Annotated in this window: 18 protein-coding genes; 11 read left to right on the top strand and 7 right to left on the bottom strand. The window is 73.5% G+C overall.

Translation table 11 applies throughout. From position 1 onward, the window contains the following. The first annotated feature begins 46 nt into the window (after positions 1 to 46). Both ACWD0J_RS09090 and ACWD0J_RS09085 read left to right on the top strand, forming a co-directional pair. Positions 47 to 1,051, top strand: a complete 1,005-nt coding sequence (locus tag ACWD0J_RS09090) for a helix-turn-helix transcriptional regulator (RefSeq protein WP_451495109.1) — start codon at positions 47 to 49, stop codon at positions 1,049 to 1,051. Positions 1,052 to 1,453: 402 nt separating this feature from the next. Then, positions 1,454 to 1,669: an I78 family peptidase inhibitor gene (locus tag ACWD0J_RS09085; protein ID WP_451495108.1), complete on the top strand. Its 216-nt coding sequence runs from the start codon at positions 1,454 to 1,456 to the stop codon at positions 1,667 to 1,669. A 106-nt stretch (positions 1,670 to 1,775) separates the two neighbouring features. Here the strand turns inward: ACWD0J_RS09085 and ACWD0J_RS09080 are convergent, their stop codons facing one another. After that, entirely contained in the window at positions 1,776 to 2,777 is a 1,002-nt protein-coding gene (locus ACWD0J_RS09080) for a phosphatase PAP2 family protein (protein WP_451495107.1), read from the bottom strand. Positions 2,778 to 3,014: 237 nt separating this feature from the next. After that, a complete protein-coding gene (locus ACWD0J_RS09075) occupies positions 3,015 to 4,232 on the bottom strand; it encodes a mannosyltransferase family protein (protein ID WP_451495106.1) in 1,218 nt (405 codons plus the stop codon). A gap of 259 nt (positions 4,233 to 4,491) precedes the next feature. Here ACWD0J_RS09075 and ACWD0J_RS09070 point away from each other — a divergent pair, with 259 nt between their 5' ends. Together ACWD0J_RS09070 and ACWD0J_RS09065 are read left to right on the top strand one after the other, a co-directional pair. Beyond that, complete coding sequence (locus ACWD0J_RS09070) at positions 4,492 to 6,093, top strand: MFS transporter (RefSeq protein ID WP_451495105.1); 1,602 nt, start codon at positions 4,492 to 4,494, stop codon at positions 6,091 to 6,093. Positions 6,094 to 6,292: 199 nt separating this feature from the next. Next, complete coding sequence (locus ACWD0J_RS09065) at positions 6,293 to 7,465, top strand: acyl-CoA dehydrogenase family protein (protein ID WP_451495104.1); 1,173 nt, start codon at positions 6,293 to 6,295, stop codon at positions 7,463 to 7,465. 47 nt (positions 7,466 to 7,512) lie between these two features. Here the strand turns inward: ACWD0J_RS09065 and ACWD0J_RS09060 are convergent, their stop codons facing one another. Beyond that, the gene (locus ACWD0J_RS09060; protein WP_451495103.1) at positions 7,513 to 7,950 is read right to left on the bottom strand and encodes a cell division protein SepF; all 438 of its coding nucleotides are present in this window, start codon (positions 7,948 to 7,950) and stop codon (positions 7,513 to 7,515) included. 300 nt (positions 7,951 to 8,250) lie between these two features. Between ACWD0J_RS09060 and ACWD0J_RS09055 the strand changes: the two genes are divergently transcribed. Together ACWD0J_RS09055 and ACWD0J_RS09050 are read left to right on the top strand one after the other, a co-directional pair. After that, positions 8,251 to 9,444: a DUF5685 family protein gene (locus tag ACWD0J_RS09055; RefSeq protein WP_451495102.1), complete on the top strand. Its 1,194-nt coding sequence runs from the start codon at positions 8,251 to 8,253 to the stop codon at positions 9,442 to 9,444. 709 nt (positions 9,445 to 10,153) lie between these two features. After that, positions 10,154 to 11,059: a S1 family peptidase gene (locus ACWD0J_RS09050; protein WP_451495101.1), complete on the top strand. Its 906-nt coding sequence runs from the start codon at positions 10,154 to 10,156 to the stop codon at positions 11,057 to 11,059. 297 nt (positions 11,060 to 11,356) lie between these two features. On the opposite strand, the gene ACWD0J_RS09045 is transcribed toward ACWD0J_RS09050, so the two are convergent. Then, on the bottom strand, positions 11,357 to 12,442 hold the full coding sequence (locus ACWD0J_RS09045) for a DUF3533 domain-containing protein (protein ID WP_451495100.1): 1,086 nt from the start codon (positions 12,440 to 12,442) through the stop codon (positions 11,357 to 11,359). Positions 12,443 to 12,595: 153 nt separating this feature from the next. Between ACWD0J_RS09045 and ACWD0J_RS09040 the strand changes: the two genes are divergently transcribed. Next, on the top strand, positions 12,596 to 16,198 hold the full coding sequence (locus ACWD0J_RS09040) for a DNA polymerase III subunit alpha (protein WP_451495099.1): 3,603 nt from the start codon (positions 12,596 to 12,598) through the stop codon (positions 16,196 to 16,198). Next, positions 16,195 to 17,163 (top strand): DNA polymerase Y family protein, encoded by a 969-nt coding sequence (locus ACWD0J_RS09035; protein ID WP_451495098.1) that lies wholly within the window; start codon positions 16,195 to 16,197, stop codon positions 17,161 to 17,163. The genes ACWD0J_RS09040 and ACWD0J_RS09035 overlap by 4 nt, the downstream gene beginning before the upstream one ends. 23 nt (positions 17,164 to 17,186) lie before the next feature. Here the strand turns inward: ACWD0J_RS09035 and ACWD0J_RS09030 are convergent, their stop codons facing one another. After that, on the bottom strand, positions 17,187 to 17,561 hold the full coding sequence (locus ACWD0J_RS09030; RefSeq protein WP_451495148.1) for a cupin domain-containing protein: 375 nt from the start codon (positions 17,559 to 17,561) through the stop codon (positions 17,187 to 17,189). Between the two features lie 99 nt (positions 17,562 to 17,660). Between ACWD0J_RS09030 and ACWD0J_RS09025 the strand changes: the two genes are divergently transcribed. Next, the gene (locus tag ACWD0J_RS09025) at positions 17,661 to 18,107 is read left to right on the top strand and encodes a MarR family winged helix-turn-helix transcriptional regulator (protein WP_451495097.1); all 447 of its coding nucleotides are present in this window, start codon (positions 17,661 to 17,663) and stop codon (positions 18,105 to 18,107) included. 68 nt (positions 18,108 to 18,175) lie between these two features. Here the strand turns inward: ACWD0J_RS09025 and ACWD0J_RS09020 are convergent, their stop codons facing one another. After that, positions 18,176 to 19,240 carry a lytic polysaccharide monooxygenase auxiliary activity family 9 protein gene (locus ACWD0J_RS09020; protein ID WP_451495096.1) on the bottom strand — a complete coding sequence of 355 codons (1,065 nt, stop codon included), beginning with the start codon at positions 19,238 to 19,240 and terminating at the stop codon, positions 18,176 to 18,178. Between the two features lie 200 nt (positions 19,241 to 19,440). On the opposite strand from ACWD0J_RS09020, the gene ACWD0J_RS09015 reads away from it, so the two are divergent. After that, positions 19,441 to 19,890 carry a GNAT family N-acetyltransferase gene (locus ACWD0J_RS09015; protein ID WP_451495095.1) on the top strand — a complete coding sequence of 150 codons (450 nt, stop codon included), beginning with the start codon at positions 19,441 to 19,443 and terminating at the stop codon, positions 19,888 to 19,890. Positions 19,891 to 19,905: 15 nt separating this feature from the next. Here ACWD0J_RS09015 and ACWD0J_RS09010 read toward each other — a convergent pair whose 3' ends face one another. Next, positions 19,906 to 20,037: a hypothetical protein gene (locus ACWD0J_RS09010; protein ID WP_451495094.1), complete on the bottom strand. Its 132-nt coding sequence runs from the start codon at positions 20,035 to 20,037 to the stop codon at positions 19,906 to 19,908. A gap of 140 nt (positions 20,038 to 20,177) precedes the next feature. On the opposite strand from ACWD0J_RS09010, the gene ACWD0J_RS09005 reads away from it, so the two are divergent. Next, positions 20,178 to 20,795: a class I SAM-dependent methyltransferase gene (locus tag ACWD0J_RS09005; protein WP_451495093.1), complete on the top strand. Its 618-nt coding sequence runs from the start codon at positions 20,178 to 20,180 to the stop codon at positions 20,793 to 20,795. Positions 20,796 to 20,867: the final 72 nt, after the last annotated feature.

Genomic DNA, 20,867 nt, shown 5'->3' with positions numbered 1-20,867 from the left:
GACTCGCGGACAGCCGCTGTCCGCGACCGCTGGCAGACTCGGACGCATGTTGGAGACCTCGGCACGTCTGCTGCGCCTGCTCTCGCTCCTCCAGGCCCACCGCGAGTGGTCCGGCGCCGCTCTGGCCGACCGGCTCGGCGTCACCCCGCGCACGGTCCGCCGGGACGTGGACCGGCTGCGCGAGCTGGGCTACCCGGTCAACGCCAGTCCCGGCACCGGCGGCGGCTACCAGCTGGGCGCGGGCGCCGAGCTGCCCCCGCTGCTGCTGGACGACGACGAGGCCGTCGCGGTCGCCGTAGGGCTGCGGACGGCCGCCGGGCAGGGCATCGACGGCATCGGCGAGACGTCGGTGCGGGCGCTCGCCAAGCTGGAGCAGGTCCTGCCGAACCGGCTGCGGCGCCGGGTGAGCGCCCTGAACGCCTTCACCGTGCCGATGCTGCGCGGCCCCGCGCCCTCCGCCGTCGACCCGGGCGTCCTCACCGAACTCGCCCACCTGTGCCGGGACGCCGAACGGCTGCGCTTCGAGTACCGCGACCACGAGGGCGCCGCCACCCGCCGTACCGTCGAACCGCACCGCCTGGTGTGCACCGAGCGCCGCTGGTACCTGGTCGCCTGGGACGTCGACCGCGACGACTGGCGTACGTTCCGCGTCGACCGCATCACGCCCAGGCCGCCGCACGGCCCGCGCTTCGCCCCGCGCACCCCGCCCGCCGACGACCTCGCCGCGTACGTCTCCACAGGGGTCTCCACGCGCGCGTACGCCTCGCACGCGGCCGTCCGGCTGCTGGTGCCCCTGGAGGAGGCCGCCGAACGCGTCTCGCCGTCCGCCGGGACCCTGGAGGCGGAGGGCCCCGGCAGCTGCGTCCTGCGCACCGGGGCCGCGAGCCTCGACGTGATGGTGATCCACCTGATGCTGCTGGGCTTCGAGTTCGAGGTGCTGGAGCCGGCCGAGCTGACCGAGGCGATCAGGACGGCCCACGCCCGGCTCGCCCGCTCGCTGGGGCGGGCCGGGCAGCCTCGGCCCGTCACGGGGAGCGGCCGACCGCGGTGATCCCGTCGGCGCCGGGGCGGCCGGGGCGACCGGTGCACCGGCGCTCCCCGCCCTCCGCGCGGCTCGCGGCCCCGGGGGCTCGTCCCGCCCGGGGCCTGTCCCGCGACCGTGCATTTGCTGTGCGGCGCCGGTTCCCGTGAGGCCGCCCGGAATCAGTGGGAGAAAGGGGACCGGCGACGGTTCCTCCCGCGCTTTTCGCACGGCTTTTCCTCCGTATGGCACGGCACCGGGAATTGCGTTCGATTCTCTGCGGAAGGCGTACGAAACCGCTCGTACGTGTGACGCGGTTGGGCCGAAACGCCTGTCGTGGTCCTGTGACAGAAGCGTGACCGGAGAGGGACGCGTGGCGTGCGGTACGGACGCGGACTTCCCCGGTCGCCGGACAGCGCCTAGCGTGGCCGTATGGCACCGATTCCGACACCGCCCGCCGAACCCGACGACAGCCCGGACACCTATGTCGGCCGCGACGCCGGCACCGCCGAACGGCTCGCTCGTGAGCGGGGGTGGTCGAGCGTCCGGTCGCTCCCGCCGGGGGCCGTCATCACCATGGAGTACCGCGCGGGGCGCCTGAACTTCGAGGTGCGGGACGGCCGCGTGACCCGGGCCTGGAAGGGCTGACCTCCCGGCAACGGCTACGGCAACGGCGACGGCCCCGGCTCCTTCTGAGGAGCCGGGGCCGTCGCCGTGCGGGGTGGGTGTGCGTACCGGCCCGCCGCCACGAGGGTCAGCCGCCCGTCAGGGGGCGGGCCGCCGGGGTCGTGCCCCGCGCCACACGGTCCGGGTGCGGCGGCCGGCGACTGCCGGCCGGGGTGACCGGTGTGCGCTCCGAACGGGTCGTGTGCGGGCCCGGGGCCAGGTAGGCGGGTGCCCGGGGGGAACGGGCCGCGGTCTCGTTCTGGGGAGCGGTGCGCGGCTTGAGCCGCACGGGCGTCTCGACGGGCGACAGCGGTGCCGGTGCCGGGCTGTCGCGGCGGGCCCGCCAGCGGTCGCGCAGATCGAAGAGCCCGGCCTCGGCGCGGGCGATCAGCGGCTCGCACCAGGGCAGCGCCAACAGGATCAGCAGGCCCGCGGCCCAGCCGAGGAGCACGTCGCTGAGCCAGTGCGTCCCGAGGTAGACGGTGGCCATGCCGACGCCGAGGGAGACCACCGCGGACAGGGCGGACAGCCAGCGGCGGGCTCTCGGGGTGGAGGCCAGATACGCCAGGATGCCCCAGGTCACCACGGCGTTGGCGGTGTGGCCGCTGGGAAATATATCGCCGCCCAGGCCCATCTCGTTCGAACCGATGGTGGTCGCGTAGTGCGGACCGAGTCTGCCCATGCCGAGCTTGGCGGCGCCGACCGTGAGGTTCAGCAGCAGCAGCGAGGCGCCCAGGGTCAGCATCGGGCGCAGCGTGTGCTGCCGCCAGGAGCGCCAGCCCAGCCAGGCGGAGACCATCACCGCGGTGGGGCCGCGCTGGCCGAGCACCACGTAGTAGTCGACGAACCAGTGGATGCCCGCCCACTGCTGGTACGGGCGGAAGAACATGACCTGCCAGTCGAGGCGGACCAGCCACGAGGTGATCACCACGAGCCACACGATCGCCAGATAGAACACGAGAGTTCCGGCGAGCAGCGCGACCCGGTGCCGGCTCATCTTCGGCACATCGAGGTGAGCCGGTCGTTCCGGCTCACGGTCCAGCCTGGCGAACACCCGGTCCAGACGGGTGAGGTTTCGTTCGGTACGCACCCAATCGACGTTACAGCGAGTGAGCTCAGTTCCCTGTCGAATCCACGGCTTTGTGATGACGATGTGATGTGGGATTCCTCTCAGCGAGAGGTTTGTTTTCGAGGAATCCGCAATGCTTGACGGCCGTCCTCTGCAATTCCTTTGATCGTTTTGGGTGACGGTTTTATCGCGCTTATGAATTCGTTCACCGAATCATGGGGCGGAATTCTCCGGGCGCTCACTGACGCTCTGTGACGATCAGGGCGGACCGGACCCGTTCAGCCAGAACGCCCCGTACAGCGCCGAGGCCACCGCCGCCGTGCCCACCACCAGCGCCGGCGTGGGCGTACGCGCCCTGGCCAGGGCGCGGGCGAGGGGCAGCAGCAGGGGGAACGCCGGCAGCAGCAGGCGCGGCTTCGACCCGAAGTAGCTCGACGCGCCCAGGGCGAGGACGGTGACGACACCCGCGTACACCAGGAGCGCCGGCGGCTGGCCCTGCCGTACGCAGACGGCGTACAGCCAGGCGACCAGGCCGACTCCGGCGATCAGTCCCACGCCCGCCAGGGCCGAGGGGAACGACGTGAACGTGCCGGCGACGAAGCGGGCGAAGGCGTAGCCGCCGTCGAACCCGTTGCGCCAGCCGGCCTGGACGTCCAGGTAGCCGAGCGGCCCCTTGCCGGTGTGCCGGCCGACCCACAGGACATAGGCGGCGGCGCCGAGGGGCGACAGGCACATGCCGAGGACGGGCCCCAGGGCAGAGGCCCGGTCCGCCCGCGGTGACCCCCGGTCCCGTACGAGCGAGAGGACCGCCACCGTCCACACCGCCGCGACCACCGCGAGCCCCACCGGGCGGGTCAGGCCCGCCAGACAGGCCAGGAGGCCCGCCGTCACCCAGCGGCCGGTCAGCAGCGCGTACAGCGACCAGGCGGCCAGCGCCGTGAACAGCGACTCGCTGTACGCCATCGACTGCACGATCCCCACGGGCAGCACCGCCCACAACAGGACCGCGCAGATGCCCGCCCGTCTCCCGCCTCCGCCCCTCCAAGGCCGTACGTCGCGCCCTTCCTCTTCCCGGCTGCCGTAGAGGTGGTCGGCGACCGCGAAGATCCCCCAGGCCGCGGCGAGCGAGGAGAGGAGGGCGACGGCGAAGCCCGCGTCGGCGTACGACAGCGGGGTCGTCGCGGCCAGCAGCCGCTCCAGCCACGGCAGCAGGGGGAAGAACGCGAGGTTGGAGTGCACGTCGCCGTTGGGCAGGCGGACCTCGTAGCCGTACCCCAGCTCGGCGACCCGGGTGTACCAGAGCGCGTCCCAGCGGGCGGTGAGCAGCGTGTACGCGTCCTTGTCGCGCGCGGCGCTCCACAGGGCCAGCGCCAGCAGGCCCAGGGCACGCACGGCGGCGTACCCGAGGAGCGCCGGGGCCGCCCGGCGCAGGGTCGGGGAGCCGGGCGGGGCCCCGCGCGGTGCAAGATCGGTCACGGGGGCGATTATCGACCGGGCACGGAACCGGGCGGTTCGCGGGGGGCGTGGAGCCGGCGAACGGGAGTGGCGTACGCCACAGGTGTTCCGGACGCGGGTGAGAGGTCCGCCACTGGGCTCCCGGACGGACTCGCGTACGCTGGCGTGTCACTCGTACGTCGTGCGCGGGCCGGGGACCACCGCTCCTCTCCGGCCGAGTCACGGGAGTCCCCACCCCGTGAGCCCGCCGAACGCGAGGGAACATCTGGGAGGTACATACATGTCCGGGACGACCACGGCCGCCGCTGGGCTGCGCCGTCGGGCGGCCGGGGCCGGTGCCAACCGCTGGGTCGTCCTCCTCGTCCTGTGCAGCAGCCTGCTCCTGGTCGCGCTCGACGCGACCGTGCTGCACGTGGCGGTGCCCGCCGTCACCGAGGATCTCAGGCCCGGCGGGATAGAGCTGCTCTGGATCGTCGACGTCTATCCCCTCGTCTGCGCCTCGCTGCTGATCCTCTTCGGCACGCTCGGCGACCGCGTCGGCCGCAGACGGATCCTGCTCCTCGGATACGCCCTGTTCGGCGTCGCCTCCGCCCTGGCCGCCCTCGCCGAGAGCGCGCAGCTGCTGATCGTCGCGCGGGCGCTGCTCGGTGTCGGCGGCGCGATGATCATGCCGGCGACGCTGTCGATCCTGCGCCAGGTCTTTCCCGACCGGCGGGAGCGGGCGCTCGCGATAGGCGTCTGGAGTGCGGTGGCGGCGGTCGGCGCGGCGGTCGGTCCGCTGCTCGGCGGCTTCCTCCTGGAGCACTTCTGGTGGGGGTCGGTGTTCCTCGTCAACATCCCGCTGATGCTGGTCAGCCTGCCGGTCGGACGGCTGCTGCTGCCGGAGTCGCGGGGTGACGGCACGGGCCCGTGGGACGTGATCGGCGCGCTGATGGCGGCGGGCGGGCTGTTCGCCCTGGTGCTGGGCGTGAAACGGCTCGGCGGCGGGGAGCTGGGCCCGTTCACCGTGGCGCCGCTGCTGCTGGGCGCGGTGCTGATCGTTCTCTTCGTACGGCGTCAGCGGCGGCTGGCGCATCCGCTGGTGGACCTGCGGATGTTCGCGCGGCCGGTGTTCAGCACGTCGGTGGGCTGCATCGTGCTGGCGATGCTCGCGCTGGTCGGCCTCGAGCTGATCGCGGCACAGTACCTGCAGCTGGTGCTGGGGCTGTCCCCGCTGGAGACGGGGCTGCGGCTGCTGCCGCTGACGATCGCCGCGATGGCGGCGGGGCTGGCGGGGGCGCGGATGCTGCGGCGGTTCGGCCCGCGGCTGATGGTGAGCTGCGGGTTCTGCCTGACCGCGGTGGCCGTGGTGCTGCTGACCGCGCTGGGCGGCGAGGACGACACCGCACTGATGCTGTCCGGGTTCGTCATGCTGGGCTTCGGGCTGGAGACGACGTTGTTCGGGGCCTACGAGTCGATGCTCAGCGAGGCTCCGCCGGAGCAGGCGGGCGGGGCCGCGGCGATCGGCGAGACCTCGTACCAGCTGGGCGCCGGGATCGGCATCGCGCTGCTCGGCAGCGTGATGAACGCGGCGTACGCGCCCGGGGTGTCGGCGGTGCCGGGTGTTCCGGCGTCGGCGTCCGCGGCGGCGGGGCATTCGCTGGGGGAGGCCTACGAGGTCGCCGGGCGGCTGGGCGGGGAGGCCGGGGTGGCCCTGCGCAGTACCGCCCGGGACTGCTTCGTGCACGGGCTGCATGTGACGTTGCTGGTGAGCGCGGGGCTGTTGGTGCTGGGGGCGTTGCTGGCGCTGCGGCTGCCGCGGGTGATGCAGTGCGGGGAGCCGGAGGCGAAGGTGGAGCTTCCGGGGCCCAGGGAGGTCGCGGACTCCCGCGTCTCCGCCTGAGCCGGGGAGTCCCCCACCCCCACGCACCCACCCACGGACCCACCCGCCGCCCGTCCCGGGGCGCTGACAGGTGGACGTCTCCCGTGGGGGTGCGCCGCCCTCGGCGGACCGGCGGGTGGACGTGCGGGACACCGCGTCGTAACGTCTGCCCCGGAATTGTGACTAGCGGTGCTAGTTTCGGACGCCTGCCGGAGGTGCCATGCCCCCGTTCGACCCCGCCGACCCTCTCGGGATCGACGACCTGCTCGACCCGGAGGACCTGGCGGTCAGGGCCACCGTGCGGGCCTGGGCCGCGGACCGGGTCCTGCCCTACGTCGCCGGGTGGTACGAGAGCGGGGAGCTGCCCGGCATCAGGGAGCTGGCCCGCGAACTCGGCGGGATCGGGGCGCTCGGCATGTCGCTCAGCGGGTACGGCTGTGCCGGCGCGAGCGCCGTGCAGTACGGGCTCGCCTGTCTGGAGCTGGAGGCCGCCGACTCGGGCATCCGGTCGCTGGTCTCCGTCCAGGGCTCCCTCGCCATGTATGCCATTCACCGGTTCGGGAGCGAGGAGCAGAAGCAGGCCTGGCTGCCCCGCATGGCCGCCGGTGAGGTCATCGGCTGCTTCGGGCTCACCGAGCCCGACCACGGCTCCGACCCCGCCTCCATGCGGACGTACGCCAAGCTCGCCGGCGGCGACTGGGTGCTCAACGGGCGGAAGATGTGGATCACCAACGGGTCCGTCGCCGGAGTGGCCGTCGTGTGGGCGCAGACCGAGGACGGCATCCGGGGGTTCGTGGTCCCGGCCGACAGCCCGGGGTTCTCCGCGCCGGAGATCAGGCACAAGTGGTCCCTGCGCGCCTCCGTCACCAGCGAGCTCGTGCTCGACGACGTACGGCTGCCGGCGGACGCCGTGCTGCCGGAGGCGACCGGGCTCAAGGGGCCGCTCAGCTGTCTCTCGCACGCCCGCTACGGCATCGTCTGGGGCGCGATGGGCGCGGCGCGGTCCTGTTTCGAGGCCGCCGTCGCCTACGCGAAGACGCGGGAGCAGTTCGGGCGGCCCATCGGCGGGTTCCAGCTGACCCAGGCCAAGCTCGCCGACATGGCGGTCGAACTGCACAAGGGGATTCTGCTCGCCCATCACCTGGGGCGGCGCATGGACGCCGGCCGGCTGCGTCCCGAGCAGGTCAGCTTCGGCAAGCTCAACAACGTTCGCGAGGCCATCGACATCTGCCGTACGGCCCGCACCATCCTCGGTGCCAACGGGATCTCGCTCGAATACCCCGTGATGCGGCACGCGACCAACCTGGAGTCGGTGCTCACCTACGAGGGCACCGTCGAGATGCACCAGCTCGTGCTGGGCAAGGCGCTCACCGGACTCGACGCCTTCCGGTAGGCCCCGGTCCAACCCTGCGGGAGGCAGGGCCGGTGAGCGGCCCTGCCTCAGCTCTGGTTGAAGAAGCCGTCCGTCCGGTGCGCGGCCGGTTCCCCGCTGATGATCTCCGTGTCGGCGGGGGTCAGCAGGAAGACCCGGTTGGAGACCCGGTCGATCGAACCGCGCAGGCCGAAGATCAGCCCGGCCGCGAAGTCGACGACACGCTTGGCGTCGGCGGCCTCCATGGCCGTGAGGTTCATGATCACCGGGACGCCCTCGCGGAACAGCTCCCCGATGGCGCGGGCGTCCCGGAAGCTGTCCGGGGTGACCGTGCCGATCCGGCGGCCCTTCTCCACGGCGACGTCGGACGCCACCTTGACCCGCGGATCGGTGACCCAGGCATCCCCGGGCTCGGTCCCCTCGGTGTAGTCGTCGTCGTAGTAACGCTCGTCTTCGTTGTCGTCGACGAGGCCAAGCCAGGCACTTGCCTTGCGTACCGATCCCATGGACGCCTCCTCTCACAGCGGTCTTTCATGCTTTCCGCATCCCTATGGTCATCCATGATGCGGACGGTGCGCCAAGTGGATAGACGCCGCGCGGGGGGTTTGTGACGGTACTGGTGCACAGCGAATCCGTCGAGAGTCCTTGTGTCCCAAGGGTCGTGCCGCAAACGGCTGCTGACTGTGAGTGAAATATGATTTCTCACGGCGTACGGGTGATGGCCGGTGCGTACGGGTGAATGCGGGGCCGGTACGCTGCCGCAGCTCAAGCCCAGTTCAACGCGGTACGCACCACGGGGGATCATCGTGTTCGGAATCGTCAGGCCCTGCCGTCATCGGCTCGGTGAGAGCCTCACTCATCAGTGGATGGCGCATTTGTGCGGGCTGTGTCTCGCGCTGCGCAAGGACCACGGACAGTTCGCGCGGCTCGTGACGAACTACGACGGCCTGCTGATATCGGTTTTGACGGAGGCTCAGGCCGGGCGAGGCGGGGGAGGGCGGCGTACGGCGGGCCCCTGTCCCCTGCGCGGGATGCGTACCGCCTCCGTCGCGCAGGGCGAGGGGGCACGGCTCGCGGCCGCCGTCTCACTGGTGCTCGCCTCGGCCAAGGTGCGCGACCATGTCGCCGACGGCGACGGGCTGCTGGCCCGCAAGCCGGTGGCGCTCGCCGCCCGCCGGGTCGCCGCGAGCTGGGGCCGGGCCGGGGAGCGGACCGGCTCGGGCGTCGGGTTCGACACCGCCGTACTCGTCGACGCCGTGGACCGGCAGGTCGGCATCGAGGCGCTCGCCGGGCCCGGCACGTCCCTGCTGACGGTCACCGAACCGGCCGAGACCGCGACCGCGGCGGCCTTCGCGCACACCGCGGTCCTGGCCGGCCGCCCCGGCAACGCCGAGCCGCTCGCCGAGGCCGGCCGCCTCTTCGGCCGGCTCGCGCATCTGCTGGACGCCGTGGAGGACAGGGAGGCTGACGCCGCGTCGGGCGCCTGGAACCCCCTCGCCGCGACCGGGACGTCCCTGACGGAGGCCCGGCGGCTCGCCGACGACGCCGTGCACGGGATCCGGCTGGCGCTGCGGGAGGCAGCGTTCACGGACGCGAAGCTCGCGCACCGGCTGCTCGTCCACGAACTGCGCACCTCCGTGGACCGGGCCTTCGGCACCGCCTCCTGCGCGCACGGGGCCACGCTGTCCGGCGCGTCGCCGACCGGCCCGTACGCCCCGCCCGGCGGGCCGGGTGCCCCGCTGCCCCCGGAGCCGCCGCACCGCGACCGGCGCGGGCTGCTCACCGGGTGCGCGGTGTGGCTGGGGCTGGCCTGTACGTGCCAGATGTGCTGCGGGGAGTTCGCCGACCCGTGGAGCCGGGAGCGCCGGCAGGGGCTGTGCGCCGGCACCGACTGCAGCGGCTGCGGTGACTGCTGCACCTGCTGCGACTGCTGCGGGAAGTGCTGCGGTGACGGGTGTGATTGCGGATGCGACGGGTGTGACTGCGGCTGCAACTGCTGACCTCGCGGGTCGGGAGGGTGTCGTGCGGGGAGCATCGGCCGGCTGGACGTGCTCAAGGGACGTCGGCCTCGTCGGCCTCGCCGTGCGGGCCGACGCGGTCGGCGTACGGGGCCGGGGCGCTGCCCGCCGTACGGCGAGGGCCGCACCGGACGGGGGAGGTGCGGACGCGGGGAGGTGCGGACGGGCGGGCGCGTGGCCCGAATCCCGGCGGTGCGCGGGGTCACCCCCGGCGGCGGGAGGCGGCGGTCCGGGCGATCGGTCCGGGCGGCGGCTCGGGGGGCGGCTCGGCGTGGGTGATTTTCGGCGATGCCGCGAGCGGGGGCAGCGGCTGCCGGCGTACGGCCGCCGTGCCGGACGCGGGGGCCGCACGCCGGGGCGGCCCCACCCCGCGCTGCGACCGCCGTGACGTCGGCCGACCACCTCCTCTGCCCTTGTCCCGCCACCGGGAACCACCACTGGCCGTCGTGGCCGGGGCGGGCAGCGCACGCCGCGCCGACGGCCGGCCGGAACGGACCGATCCACACAGGTGGTTCAAAGGTTGACGGCCGAAAGGCGCCCTTGCGCCGACCGTCCGTTCGGCCGAATACTCCCCCTCAGCGCTTGTCAGGAGCACGGCGTGTCCGGAATCCGGTCGCTCGGCTCCCTGACTGCGCCTCACGGGCCCACAACCCCACGAGGGCCCCCGACTTCCCATGTGGAGGAACGACAAGTGAGGATCAAGCGCACCACCCCCCGCAGCGGCATTTCGAGACGGACCCGGCTGATCGCCGTTTCCACCGGCCTCGTTGCCGCCGCCGCGATCGCGATCCCCAGCGCCAACGCGGCAGACACCCCCACCACGTTCAGTGCCTCCGAGCTCAAGAGCGTGAACAGTTCCGTGCTCAAGGCCGACATCCCCGGCACCGCCTGGGCCGTCGACAGCAAGACCAACCGCGTCCTCGTCACCGTCGACAGCACGGTCTCCGAGGCCGAGATCGCGAAGATCAAGGAGCAGGCGGGCGGCAACGCCGACGCGCTCACGATCAAGCGCACCCCCGGCAAGTTCAACAAGCTGATCCAGGGCGGCGACGCCATCTATGCGAGTAGCTGGCGCTGTTCCCTCGGCTTCAACGTCCAGAACAGCAGCGGCGTCCAGTTCTTCCTGACCGCCGGCCACTGCACCGACGGCGCGGGCACCTGGTACTCCAACTCGGGGCGCACCACGGTCATCGGCACGACCACCGGCTCCAGCTTCCCGGGCAACGACTACGGCATCGTGCGCTACAGCGGGTCCGTCGCCCGGCCCGGCACCGCCAACGGGGTGGACATCACCCGCGCGGCCACGCCCGCCGTGGGCACCACCGTCATCCGCGACGGCTCCACCACCGGTACGCACAGCGGCCGGGTCACCGCCCTCAACGCGACCGTCAACTACGGCGGCGGCGACGTCGTCTCCGGTCTGATCCAGACCACCGTCTGCGCCGAGCCCGGCGACTCCGGCGGCTCGCTCTACGGCAGCAACGGCACCGCGTACGGCCTGACCTCCGGCGGCAGCGGCAACTGCTCCTCCGGCGGAACGACGTTCTTCCAGCCCGTCACGGAGGCCCTCAGCGCCTACGGCGTCAGCATCTACTGAGGCCCTGGTCGCACTTCGGCACCCGTACGTCCTGTCACGCAGTCGGCGGCAGGGGAGCCCTCGCACACACCTGATGTGCGGGGGCTCCCCCTTGTCCGGGTGCCGGGTGCCGGGTGCCGGGTGCCGGGTCCGCCGTCGACGTCCGGACGGTCACCACCGCGGCTGCTCCGGACGGTGGGGGCGGTGGCCGCCGAGAAGAACCCGACGCTGGTGCTGCCGTTCCCGGTGGAGCCGCTGTGGTTCCTGAAAGCAAGGGTCGATTTCAGGCCAGGGCTGGACCCCGCGGGTCGAGCAGGGTCACTCGTGCGTGGTGTGTGCGGGGCGAACGCCTCGGGTGACCGCCGGCCGCCGCCTGCCCCGCAGTGCCGCCGCCAGCGGCGTGACCACGACCCCGCCGAACGCCCAGGCCGACAGGACCAGCAGCGAGGCGGTGATGTCGTGGCCCTGGAAGTAGGCGATCGAGCGCGCCGCCCAGGTCCCCGCGCCCGGCGGCAGCGCCGGACCGATCGCCTTCCAGAACGGCGGGAGCAGGGGAGGCGGGAGGGCGCCGCCCGCGCTCGGGTTGCCCAGGATCACCACGATCAGGATGACCAGGCCGATGCCGGCCAGCCCGAAGACGCCCTGGAACGCGAGCGTGGCCGCGCCGACCGCGAAGACGACCAGCGCGCCGAGCCCCCAGAAGGCCGCGAGGCCGCCCGGCAGGGCCCCCAGGACCGGCCCGGCGATCAGCGCGCCGCCGAGTCCGCCGACGAGCGCCACCAGGGCCATGGCCAGGAGCCGGATCACCGCGCGCCTCGGGGTGGAACGGCCGGCGCCGGCGCTGATCGTCATGATCGACGCGCACAGGTATCCGCCCACGCACCAGCCCACGGTCAGGTAGAAGGAGGAGAGCCCGTTGGCGTCCCGGGTGTCGGCCGGGACCACGTCGACGGTCCTCGCGGTGCGTCCCTCGGACTTCTCCAGGGTGGCGGTGAGCGTCTCCAGGGTGGTGGCCAGCACCCGTCCGCCGCCGGTGGCGACCAGCAGGGTGTCGGTGGTGCCGGCCGGGTCGACGACCAGGGCGCCGTCGATCTCCCGGTGCGTGATCTGCCGGCGGGCCGTCGCCTCGTCGGCCACCGGGCGCGGGTCCAGGGGCGAGCCGGACAGCCGCTCCAGCCGGGTCACGGTCTGCTGGGCGGCGGCCGGGGGTGCGACGACCCCGAAGGGCACGTCCCTGGGCTTCGGATCGTGCAGCGCCCCCACGTAGGAGGCGATGAACAGCAGATGGAGGGCGACCACGCCGACGACCAGCAGCGTGGCCCGCGGGGTGACGGCGTCCTTCACCTCGGCGAGAAAGGAGCCGGGGGGGCTCCCCGCGGTGTCGGCGCCGGTGGTCCGCGTCATGCCCCCAGGGTCCGGGCCGTGGAGCGTTTGTGCAGGTGGGACGGGGCCGAACGGATGTCGTACACACATTCGAGAATTGGTCTATGGTGGGGGTGAGGTAGCTGGGAACAAGTGTTCGAGGGCCTGACCGGGGCTCAGTGCGGGAGGTGTGCGGTGCCGGGTTTCACGCATCTGAACACCGTCTCCGGGTTCTCCCTGCGGTACGGCGCCTCGCACCCGGAGCGGCTGGCCGAGCGTGCCTCGGAGCGGGGCATGGACGCCCTCGCCCTCACCGACCGCGACACCCTCGCCGGGACGGTCCGCTTCGCCAAGGCCTGCGCGAAGGCGGGCGTCCGTCCGCTGTTCGGGGTGGACCTGGCGGTGGAGCAGACCCCGCGGGATGATTCCGCAGGAGGAGACACGTCCGTACGACGGGGAAGGCACCGCACCCCCGTGCGCGGCGGCGCCTTCATCGACGAGTCGGCACCCCGCGCCACCTTCCTCGCCCGGGACGGCGCCCGCGGCTGGGCCGACCTGTGCCGGATCGTCACGGCGTCGCACGCGGGGCAGGGCACGCCCCTGCTGCCTTGGGCCGACAACAGGGGAGACGGCCTGACCGTCCTGCTCGGCCCCGCCTCCGACGTCGGCCGCGCCCTCGCCGCCGGCCGCCCCGACCGCGCGGCCCGGCTCCTCGCCCCCTGGCGGGAGACCTACGGCGACGCCCTGCGCCTCGAAGCCGTCTGGCACGGCCGCACCGGCACCGGTCCCGGCTCCCTGCGCCTGGCCGCCCGTACCGTCGGCTTCGCCGCCGAGCAGCGGATCCGGCCCGTGCTCAGCAACGCCGCCCGGTACGCCGACCCCGGCCTCGGCCCGGTCGCCGACGTCCTGGACGCCGCCCGCCGCCTCGTCCCCGTCGACCCGGCCCGGGAACTGGACTCCGGCGAGGCCTGGCTCAAGGACCCGGGCGCCATGCTCCAGGCGGCCGAGCGGATCGTCGAGGCCGCGGGCTTCCGCCGTGACACCGCCCACCGTCTGCTGGAGCAGACGCAGGCCACCGCCGCCGAGTGCCTGGTCGACCCCGAGGACGACCTCGGCATCGGCACCGTCCACTTCCCCGAGCCGCACCTCGTCGGCGCGGGCCGCCGCACGGCGCAGCGGGCGCTGGCCTCACGGGCGGCGGCGGGGATGGTGCTGCGGGGGTACACCGGCAGGCGCGCGTACTGGGAGCGGATGCACCGGGAGCTGGACATCATCGCCCACCACGGCTTCGCCTCCTACTTCCTGACGGTCGCTCAGGTGGTGGACGACGTACGGGCGATGGGCATCCGGGTGGCCGCGCGCGGCTCCGGCGCCGGTTCCCTCGTCAACCACCTGCTCGGCATCGCGCACGCCGACCCGGTCGAGCACGGGCTGCTGATGGAGCGCTTCCTGTCCAGGGAGCGGACCGTCCTGCCCGACATCGACATCGACGTGGAGTCGGCCCGCCGGCTGGAGGTCTACCGCGCGATCATCGGCCGGTTCGGCACCGAGCGGGTCGCGACGGTCGCGATGCCGGAGACGTACCGGGTGCGGCACGCGATCCGGGACGTCGGCGCGGCCCTGTCCATGGACCCGGCCGACATCGACCGCATCGCCAAGTCCTTCCCGCACATCCGCGCCCGCGACGCCCGCGCGGCGCTCGACGAACTGCCCGAACTCAGGCGGCTGGCGGGGGAGCGGGAGCGGTACGGCCGGCTCTGGGAACTGGTCGAGGCCCTCGACGCCCTCCCGCGCGGAGTCGCCATGCACCCCTGCGGCGTGCTCCTGTCCGACGCCTCCCTCCTCTCCCGTACGCCGGTGATGCCGACCAGCGGCGAGGGGCTGCCGATGTCCCAGTTCGACAAGGACGACGTCGAGGATCTCGGGCTGCTCAAGCTCGATGTGCTGGGCGTGCGGATGCAGTCGGCGATGGCGCACGCGGTCGCGGAGGTGGAGCGGGTGACGGGGGACCGGGTCGACCTGGACTCGGTCGAGGAGGGCGACCCGGCGACGTATCAGCTCATCCGGTCCACCGAGACGCTCGGCTGCTTCCAGATCGAGTCGCCGGGCCAGCGGGACCTGGTCGGGCGGTTGCAGCCGGCCACCTTCCACGACCTGGTCGTCGACATCTCGCTGTTCCGGCCCGGCCCGGTCGCCGCCGACATGGTGCGGCCGTTCATCGAGGCGCGGCACGGGCGGGCGCCGGTCCGTTATCCGCACCGGGACCTGGAAGGGCCGCTGAGGGAGACGTACGGAGTCGTCGTCTTCCACGAGCAGGTCATCGACATCGTGGACATCATGACCGGCTGCGGGCGCGGCGAGGCGGACCGGGTGCGGCGCGGGCTGTCCGACCCGGAGTCGCAGGGGCGGATCCGGTTCTGGTTCGCGCAGCACGCGGCGGCGAACGGCTACGACGCAGAAACGATTCAGCGGACCTGGGAGATCGTCGAGGCCTTCGGGTCCTACGGCTTCTGCAAGGCGCACGCGGTCGCCTTCGCCGTACCGACGTACCAGTCGGCGTGGCTGAAGGCGCACCACCCGGCCGCCTTCTACGCGGGGTTGCTCACGCACGACCCCGGGATGTATCCGAAGCGGCTGCTGCTGGCGGACGCGCGGCGGCGCGGGGTGCCGATCCTGCCGCTGGACGTGAACGAGTCGGGCGTCGCACACAGGATCGAACTGGTGTCTGAATCTTCTGGAGGGCCGGAGGGGCCGGAGGGGCCGGAGGGGCCGGGGAAGGTCTGGGGGCTGCGCCTCGCCCTCTCCGACGTGCACGGCATCAGCGAGGCCGAGGCGGCGCGGATCGCGGACGGGCAGCCGTACGCCTCGCTGCTCGACTTCTGGGAGCGGGCCCGCCCGAGCCGGCCGCTCGCCGGGCGGCTCGCGCAGGTGGGCGCGCTGGACGCGTTCGGCGCCAACCGCCGTGATCTGCAACTGCACCTGACCGAGCTGCACCGGGGCTCCCGGGGCCCGGGCGCCGGCGGGGGCCAGCTTCCGCTGGCGGGCGGCCGGAAGACGGCCCCGGCCGGGCTGCCCGACCTCTCCTCGGCGGAGAGGCTCAGCGCCGAACTGGGCGTGCTGTCCATGGATACCTCGCGCAACCTGATGGACGACCACCGCGCCTTCCTCGACGAGCTGGGCGTGCTGTCGGCACGCCGGCTGCGCGAGGCGCGGCACGGGGAGACCGTGCTGGTCGCGGGCGCCAAGGCGGCCACCCAGACGCCGCCGGTCCGCTCCGGCCGACGCGTCATCTTCACCACCCTGGACGACGGCACCGGCCTGGTCGACCTCGCCTTCTTCGACGACTCGCACGACACCTGCGCCCACACCGTCTTCCACTCCTGGCTGCTGCTGGTGCGCGGGGTGGTGCAGCGGCGCGGCCCGCGCAGCTTCAGCGTGGTGGGCGCCGCGGCCTGGAACCTCGCCGAGCTGATCGAACTGCGCGCCGAGGGCGGGGTCGACGCGGTCGCGGCCCGGCTGGCCCGGACGGCGGCCGGGCCGGACGGGCCGGGAGGGGCGGGCGCCCCGGACGGCGACGGCGACGGCGACGGCGCGTACCGGGCCCGGATCGCCGGGTCGGACGGGCGGCCCGCGCCGGCCGGGTCCGCGGCCCGGGATCCGCTGGAAGCCGCCCGCGCCCGCAGCATCCGGATGACCACCGGATACGAGATGCATCCATGGGCGGATCTGCGGCCCGCGGGCGAAGGGCCCGCGAGCGGAAGGAAGTTGTGGCACCAGAGTCCGGGGAGTGCGGGATGACCATCCTCTGCGTACGTTTCCAGCTGCCGCCGATGTACGAGGCGGCCCTACCGGGTCTGCTCGGGTTGCTCGAGGAGTTCACGCCCGTCGTCGAGGCGCTGCCGCCGGACGGGGCGCTCGCCGACCTGCGGGGCGCCGAACGCTACTTCGGGCGCAGCGCGGTGGAGCTGGCGTCGGTGATCCGGGTCCGGGCGCTCGCCCTGTACGGCGTCGACTGCGTGATCGGCGCCGGGCCGGGCCCGATGCTGGCCCGCGTCGCGCTGCGGGACGCCGAGCCCGGGGTGACCCGCGCGGTGCCCGAGGACGCCGTCGCCGCGTTCCTCGCCGACAAGCCGGTCGCCGCGCTTCCCGGCGTGGGCGCCGCGACCGCCCGCACCCTGGGCGAGTACGGGCTCGACACTCTCGGTCTGGTCGCCGCCGCGCCGCTGTCCACGCTCCAGCGTCTGGTGGGCGCGAAGACCGGGCGTGAGCTGCGGGAGAAGGCGGGCGGCATCGACCGCGGCCGGGTGGTGCCGAACGCCGTCTCCCGATCACTGGCCACCGAACGCCCTTTCCAACGCGACGAGTTGGACGCCGGCCGGCACCGGCGTGCCCTGCTCTCGGCCGCCGAGGAGCTGGGCGCCCGGCTGCGCGCCCTGGGCAAGGTCTGCGGCACCCTGACCCTCACCGTCCGCTACGCCGACCGTTCCTCGACGACGCGTACCCGCACCCTCAAGGAGCCGACCGCGCACTCGGCGGCGCTGACGAAGGCGGCCTACGGCATGTACGAGGCGCTCGGCCTCCAGCGCGCCCGGGTCCGCTCCGTCGCCCTGCGCGCCGAGGCCCTCGGCCCCGCCGAACAGGCCTCCTACCAGCTCGCCTTCGACCCCGTGGACGAGAAACTCCGCCGCGTCGAGGAGGTCGCGGACCGCGCGCGGGCGAAGTTCGGACCGCGGGCGGTGATGCCCGGGGCGCTGGCGGCGTGAGGCCTGGCCGTCGGGCCCTTGGCTCAGTTGGCCCACGGCGGCGCGATGCGGGTGCCGTCGGCGAGTTCCGCCTCCAGGCCGATGGAGGTGGTCACCCAGGAGGTGGCGGTCTCGGCCGTCGGGTTCTCGACGGCGAGTGTGGCGCCGGGGTTGATGATCACGGTGTCGCCCGCGCCGACGCGGTGGGCATGGCCGTCCAGGGTCATCAGCAGTTCGCCGCTGAGCACATGGAAGATCTCCTCCCGGTCGACCGTGTGGGCGGGCGCCTTCGTCCCCGCCGGGATCTCGCCCCGCCAGGCGCACAGCTCCTTGCTGCCGGTGCGGGGAGTGGCGTACGAGACGAAGCGGGCGCCATGGATCTCGTGAGTGACGGCCTCGGACGAGCGGATGACGGGCACGGGGGTCTCCAGTCGCAATATGGTCAAGCAGCTTGACTATCTTCCTGGCTCTATAGTCAAGCTGCTTGACCGACCCGTCAAGGGTGTTTCAATGCGTCCGTGCAGAACTCCGAAGCCATGGCCCTGTCCGCCACCCTGCTCGCCGTCGCCGGTGACCTCACGCACCGCATCCACGAGGGGGTCGTCGCCCGTGGCTTCGAGGACCTCAGGCCCGCGCACGGGTTCGCGTTCGCCCGGCTCGCCCCGGACGGGGCGACCGCCACCGACCTCGCGGCCCACCTCGGGGTGAGCAAGCAGGCCGCCAGTCAGCTCGTCGACGAGATCGTGCGCAAGGGGTACGCCGAGCGCCGGCCGCATCCCGAGGACGCGCGGGCCCGGCTGGTCGTGCTGACCGAGTCGGGGTGGGCCTGCACCCGGGCGGCGGAGGAGGCGGCGGCGGAGGCCGTCGGGGCCTGGGCCGAGCTGCTCGGCGAGGGCGAGGTGCGCGCGCTGCGCGAGCGACTGGGGCGCATCGCCCCCTCCGGCCCGCTGCGGCCCAGCTGGTGAGGGGGGTCTGTCCGGCCTGAGCCGCCGGACAGACCCCGCCCCCGTCGGGGCCCCGCCCCGTGCCGGCTCTAGCGACCGCGCCGGCCGCCGCTCACCGTCCGGCGGCGGACCGACGCGAACAGTGCCGCCGAGCCGAGCGCCAGCGCGGCCGCCCCGCCCATGGCCAGGTACGGCGTGCTGTCGTCGCCGCCGGTCTCGGCGAGGTTCGCGGAGACACCGGCCGCCCTCGGCTCGTTGGGTGCGGAGTCCGCGGTCCCCGTGACCGGTTCGGCTGCCGGGTCCGCTGCCGGGTTCGTCGCCTGAGCCGCTGTCGGGTCCGCTTCCGCCTCCGACTCCGACTCCGTCTGTGGTTCGGCCGACGTGCCGGCGTCCTGGTCGCCGTGCCCGTGGTGTTCGATCGTCGACTTGTCGGCACCGTCCTCGATCTGCTGCTCGGAGGGGGCGGAGGCGCTCGGGGCCGGGGTGCCGCCACCGCCCGCGCCGGCCGTGCCGGCGCCGCCGCCGAAGTCGACGTCCGAGCAGGAGTAGAACGCCTCCGGACTGTCCGAGCGCTGCCAGACCGCGTACAGCAGGTGCCGGCCGGTGCGCTCGGGGAGGGTGCCGGAGAACGTGTAGTGGCCGCCCGCCGCGACCGGGTCGGTGGCCGTCGCCACCGGGCGCGCCAGATCCAGGTCGTCCCAGCCCAGCGGCTGCGCCGGGTCGTACCCGGGCTTGGTGGCGTACACCGTGAAGGTGCCCTTGTGCGGGGCCGTCACGCGGTACTCGAAGGTGTACGGCCCGGCGCTCACGGCCGTCGCGGGCCAGTCGGCGCGGGCCAGGTCGAGCCCTTTGAACGCGTCGTTGCCGGCGCTGCACAGCCTGCCGTCCGGGATCAGCGTCTGGTGCCGCCCGTTCGCGTCGCCGATGCGTATGCCGTTCCAGTCGTACAGCGCCTGGGTCCCGCCGGCCGCGACCGCCGCCTTGCACGCGGCCGACGAGGGGCTCTCCGGACCCTCCGCGTAGCACTGCGCGACCCGGCTGACCGGATCGCCCATCGAACCGTGCGCGGACGCGGGCGCGGCGGCCAGGACGGCCAGGGCCAGCGGGGTGATGCCGGCGGCGGCGACGGTGGCGACCCTGTGGCGTGCGGGCATGCGGAACTCCTCGGAACGGTCGCTCGGTTCAGGTTCATGGGGCCGGAACCCGTGGGGGACGAGCAGCAAGCTAGCCCCTGACGACCGCGAAAACGCCTGCTGGAGGCGGGTGGGGGAGATCCTTATGGCGCCTTTAAGGGAGCGCTAACCGAGGGCTCAGGTCGGGAGCGCGCATCGGCGGGACGGATACGGTGCCCGGCATGACAGGCGACGAGATCCGGCTGGCCGTGACGGCGGACGTACCGGCCGTGAAGAGCGTGACCGACGCGGCGTACCACCCTTACATCGCGCGCATCGGGGTGGTGCCGCGGCCCATGGAGGCGGACCACGCGGCGAACGTGGCCGAGGGGAAGGTGTTCGTGACGGGGGAACCGGTGACGGGCCTGGTGGTGATCGAGGCGCACGAGGACCACCTGTATCTCGACAGCATCGCCGTCCACCCCGACGCGCACGGCACGGGGGTGGGGGGACGGCTGCTGCGTTTCGTGGAGGCACGCGCGCGTGCGCTGCGCCGTCCCGAGATCAGGCTCCACACCCACGCGATGATGCGGGAGAACCAGGAGATCTACCCGAAGTTCGGCTACCAGGTCGTGGAGCGGCGCGTGGACGGGCCCTACGACCGTGTCCATTACCGCAAGCGGCTGGACTGAGGGCGCTCGGCGCCCTTACCCGTCGGGCCACCATGTGCGCGCGATGTCCTTGCGGACCTCCGGACGTCCCGCGGGGCGCTCGTCGGCTTCCTCGCGGACTCGGGAGTCCGTCTTCTTCAGGGGCTTGTGCACGGTCACACGGCGCATGGCTGCCTCCTTCAAGGACTACCGAGTTCCGCGATCTCACGGAGGTAGACCCGTTGAGGGAGAGTTCCTCATCGGCTGCTGTTCTGTCAGTGGCGGTTGTCACGATTCGACTGTCAGTGGCGGGTGTCACTCTGGGGCGCATGACGAACGAGAGTGACGGCACGACCTCGGAGGGTGTCGACTGGGACGCGCGGGCCGCGTCCTTCGACGACGAGCCGGACCACGGCCTGCGCGACCCGCAGGTGCGCCTGGCCTGGGCCGAACGGCTGCGCGGCTGGCTGCCCCGGGCCGCGGCCGACGTCCTGGACCTCGGCTGCGGCACCGGCAGTCTGTCGCTCCTCGCGGCCGAACAGGGGCACCGCGTCACCGGGGTGGACCGGTCCCCGGCCATGGTCGGCCTCGCGCGCGCCAAGCTCGCCGGCCGTGACGCGGTGTTCCTCGTCGGTGACGCGGTGGACCCGCCGGTGGGAGAAGAGCGGTTCGACGCGGTGCTCGTGCGGCACGTGCTGTGGACGCTGCCCGACCCCGGCCGGGTGCTGCGGCACTGGCGGGGCTTCCTCCGCCCCGGCGGCCGGCTGGTGCTGATCGAGGGCGTGTGGGGCACCGCCGACCCGGTCGGCATACCCGCCGACCGGCTCACCGCCCTGCTCGCCCCGCTCGGCGGGCCCGTGCGCGTGGACCGGCTGTCGGACGACGCGCGGCTGTGGGGCAAGGACGTGGACGACGAGCGGTACGCGGTGGTGGCGACGGCCGGCTGAGCGGCGCAGCGGCGTCGGCCACGTGCGGTTCGTCGGCGTCCGGGCCCGCACCGGGACGGCCGGCGCGGGCGG

It is taken from the genome of Streptomyces sp. NPDC003011 (assembly GCF_053591515.1).
The sequence above is the reverse complement of the archived record's forward strand: the minus strand, read 5'-3'. Positions and strand labels throughout refer to the sequence as shown.

Coding starts and splice junctions, on each gene's coding strand:
- ACWD0J_RS09090 (WP_451495109.1), top strand. CDS start 47: ATGTTGGAGACCTCGGCACGTCTGCTGCGCCTGCTCTCGCTCCTCCAG.
- ACWD0J_RS09085 (WP_451495108.1), top strand. CDS start 1,454: ATGGCACCGATTCCGACACCGCCCGCCGAACCCGACGACAGCCCGGAC.
- ACWD0J_RS09070 (WP_451495105.1), top strand. CDS start 4,492: ATGTCCGGGACGACCACGGCCGCCGCTGGGCTGCGCCGTCGGGCGGCC.
- ACWD0J_RS09065 (WP_451495104.1), top strand. CDS start 6,293: ATGCCCCCGTTCGACCCCGCCGACCCTCTCGGGATCGACGACCTGCTC.
- ACWD0J_RS09060 (WP_451495103.1), bottom strand. CDS start 7,950: ATGGGATCGGTACGCAAGGCAAGTGCCTGGCTTGGCCTCGTCGACGAC.
- ACWD0J_RS09045 (WP_451495100.1), bottom strand. CDS start 12,442: ATGACGCGGACCACCGGCGCCGACACCGCGGGGAGCCCCCCCGGCTCC.
- ACWD0J_RS09035 (WP_451495098.1), top strand. CDS start 16,195: ATGACCATCCTCTGCGTACGTTTCCAGCTGCCGCCGATGTACGAGGCG.
- ACWD0J_RS09020 (WP_451495096.1), bottom strand. CDS start 19,240: ATGCCCGCACGCCACAGGGTCGCCACCGTCGCCGCCGCCGGCATCACC.
- ACWD0J_RS09015 (WP_451495095.1), top strand. CDS start 19,441: ATGACAGGCGACGAGATCCGGCTGGCCGTGACGGCGGACGTACCGGCC.
- ACWD0J_RS09010 (WP_451495094.1), bottom strand. CDS start 20,037: ATGCGCCGTGTGACCGTGCACAAGCCCCTGAAGAAGACGGACTCCCGA.
- ACWD0J_RS09005 (WP_451495093.1), top strand. CDS start 20,178: ATGACGAACGAGAGTGACGGCACGACCTCGGAGGGTGTCGACTGGGAC.